Raw genomic sequence first — 2,842 nt, 5'->3', positions numbered from 1 at the left:
GAAAAGAAACTTTTTATAAGCGAAAAGAAACTTTTTATAAAAACCGTTTCTTTTAAAAGTTTCTTTTTATATTTGCCTTATGATACTACAAAATATACCTCAAGAGAAAAAAATAAAGCAACATAATACCATTACTTCTGGACGCTATGATTTTAGTGCTTGTCAATTAGATGTTCTATTTATGCTCTTAGCATCCTTAGATGAGAATGACAGTTCTCACAAACGATATAATATCAGGGTAAAAGATATTGAACTAATCACCGGACGTAAGTGGAACTATCAGCAATTAGTAGAGTCCAATGAAGAAATGATGTCTCGGGTTTTCAAAATTGAAGAGTCTGACGGTTTAAGGCAGATAGTTCTATTTTCAGAAATCAAATATCTTGATGGTACGGGTAGTTTCGATATGGTTATAAATGAACCTGCTCGCTCATATTTTTTTGAATTGAAAAATAATTTCACTCTCTTAGAGTTGAAATCAGTTCTATCTTGTACATCAAAACACGCTAAAAGATTATATACTTTAGCTTGTCAGTGGAGAGGAACTGGTGGTCATACTTACAGCATATCAGAGCTAAAAGAAATGTTAGGTTTGAAAGATCCAAGAGGTAAAGAACCCGAGCAGTACACTAAAATAAGTATGTTTAAAAAGCAAGTTTTAGATGTTGCTAAAAAGCAAATAAACGAACACACTGATATCGTCTTTGATTACGAATTACTTAAAGTTAGAGGCCGTTCATTTGATACAATAAAACTATTCTGTGGTTTTTCAAAACCCAAACTTCAGATGGAAATCGATTTTAATGGTAATATAGAAGTTCAAAAGAAAAATGGTGAGTTATTGCAGAAAATAGCCAATATTAAAGCTATTGGTATACGTGAAGACTTAGCCGAGTTATGGGCGGTTAAATATTGGAAGCAATTTGTTGACGAAAAAAACAAATTGACTGAAATTATGCAAAAAGGAAAAGTAATAGAAGATAAACCCGCTTATTTAGCTGGAATTTTTAAGAAAAAAGGATATGTATAATAGTAAAGAAATTGCAAACATATTAGGAGTTTCGGACAAGTCTGTCCGTCGCTATTTAAACAGCTATTTTTCTATTCAAAATGGTAGTTATCAGGTATCTGATAAAATGTTGGAAGTGTTGAAAGATGAGTATAAAAATGAAGACTCGGACATAATTGTCCAACCTTTTACTGTTGACGAATATGATGAGTTTAGAAGAAGATTAACTGAATACCCCATGTTTAAAAAACACGTCGAATCTTTACAAGTTGAAATTGAATATCATAAAAATCAATATCAAAACCTTATGGCTCTTCATAGAGAATTTGTAAAAATTCAAGAAAAGGCATTGGACAATCTCACCCAACGAAATTTTATTGAAGCAAAAGAAAAAGGGTTTCACGATATTGATTAATCATTATAAAACATAATAATAATGACTATAAAAGCTATGCTAATCAAGTTTTTTATAAATAAGAAATATTTAAATCGCCATACTATTTTGGAAGAATTACAAAAACAACATAATAGTATGTGGAGTCCTAATTGCCATGCAATAGATCTTTCTTTAACTTTTAGTGAATTAGTAAAAAAAACAGGTTTAAGTGAAAGTGACATATCTAAGCAACTCTCTTATTTAGAAATAAAAAAGGAAACTATTATAACGGAAATTGATTACGAATACTATTACTATATTTCAAGAAAAGGTCAAGTAAGCTTATACGATGATAAGTATTGTAGCATTGGCTATAAGGCATTTAATGATGCTTTTAGCAGTACATTAAAAAACTTTTCAACGGCATTACTTTTGATTATTGCAGTGGTAAGTCTAATTTTTAATATTATTGAATTCTCGGGTGATAAACGAGAGTTAGATGCTTTTAGATCTAAAAACAAAAATGTTAAAACTCCATAAATTAAGCAGTGAGTTTAATGAATTTTGGGGCTTATTCATTTCTACTTTACTGCTTCTTCTTTTATAAATTTTGTCTGTTCAATATTAGTGTAAAATATTTTATCAAAAGTCTGAATAGCGTTTCCTAATAGTGGGTTTTTTACAGAGTAATTTGCTTTATATTTTGTGCTAAGAATTGAACTTGGATTCTTAGAAAGCTCATTGTAACGCTTTTCTATTTTTTCTACTTTACCTAGAGTCTCTTTATTTGAAAACATTTCATCTATTGCCTTATCTCTTTTCCCTTCTGACTCATACTTATACGAATAATCATCAATTCTTATTGCTGTTAAAACGGCTTCTTGGTAGAGTTTTTGCAAAGTGTCCTGGTGTGAAATGTTTTCTGTTAAAACGCTTTTAATATATTTAAAACTCAATGTGTCTATTAGAGACTGTTCTGCGTCTTTTATCCAAAAATTAGAAAGTTCTTTTTTTAAAAATTGTAAACTATCCTTAGCAGTTATATCTGAAACTTTATCAATATTCCCTATTTTAAAATCTAAATCTTTTAAATCAAAGTTTAATGCCTTTACGTTATTTTGTTCATAATCATAAAGCATTTGTTCTTCATTATTTTTACCACAAGACATTAAAAACGAACATCCAAGCAATATTAAAGTAATTTTTTTCATTTTTAAAGGTTTTTAATTTGTGGTAAATATACTCCATAAAAATTAAAAAATGAGTTCCGAATTTTTTCCTCTTTTTTGCAAAAAAAAGCAAGAAAAACTTTAGAACTAGATTTGAAAAATCGTAGTGACAAAGTTACATCTTGCATTACCGAAAAGACCTTCCATTTTCACCCCAAAAAACATCAATAATTTGAAGAGCTGAATATACAAATGTATATTTTTTATTGAACCTCATTTATATACATT

Annotated in this window: 4 protein-coding genes; 3 read left to right on the top strand and 1 reads right to left on the bottom strand. The window is 29.0% G+C overall.

The window, feature by feature from the left end; genetic code table 11:
- Positions 1-79: 79 nt before the first annotated feature.
- From H603_RS0112745 to H603_RS0112735, 3 genes are read left to right on the top strand one after another with little or no spacing between them, the layout of a single operon-like run.
- On the top strand, positions 80-1,030 hold the full coding sequence (locus H603_RS0112745; RefSeq protein WP_026708972.1) for a replication initiation protein: 951 nt from the start codon (positions 80-82) through the stop codon (positions 1,028-1,030).
- Positions 1,023-1,424 (top strand): hypothetical protein, encoded by a 402-nt coding sequence (locus tag H603_RS0112740; RefSeq protein ID WP_026708971.1) that lies wholly within the window; start codon positions 1,023-1,025, stop codon positions 1,422-1,424. The genes H603_RS0112745 and H603_RS0112740 overlap by 8 nt, the downstream gene beginning before the upstream one ends.
- A 21-nt stretch (positions 1,425-1,445) precedes the next feature.
- Positions 1,446-1,925: a hypothetical protein gene (locus H603_RS0112735; RefSeq protein WP_026708970.1), complete on the top strand. Its 480-nt coding sequence runs from the start codon at positions 1,446-1,448 to the stop codon at positions 1,923-1,925.
- Positions 1,926-1,966: 41 nt separating this feature from the next.
- Here H603_RS0112735 and H603_RS0112730 read toward each other — a convergent pair whose 3' ends face one another.
- Complete coding sequence (locus H603_RS0112730) at positions 1,967-2,596, bottom strand: hypothetical protein (protein WP_026708969.1); 630 nt, start codon at positions 2,594-2,596, stop codon at positions 1,967-1,969.
- Between the last annotated feature and the right edge of the window lie 246 nt (positions 2,597-2,842).

The sequence above is a fragment of the Flavobacterium frigidarium DSM 17623 genome (assembly GCF_000425505.1).
Lineage (GTDB): Bacteria > Bacteroidota > Bacteroidia > Flavobacteriales > Flavobacteriaceae > Flavobacterium > Flavobacterium frigidarium.
This window is presented reverse-complemented; position numbering and strand designations above follow the sequence as displayed.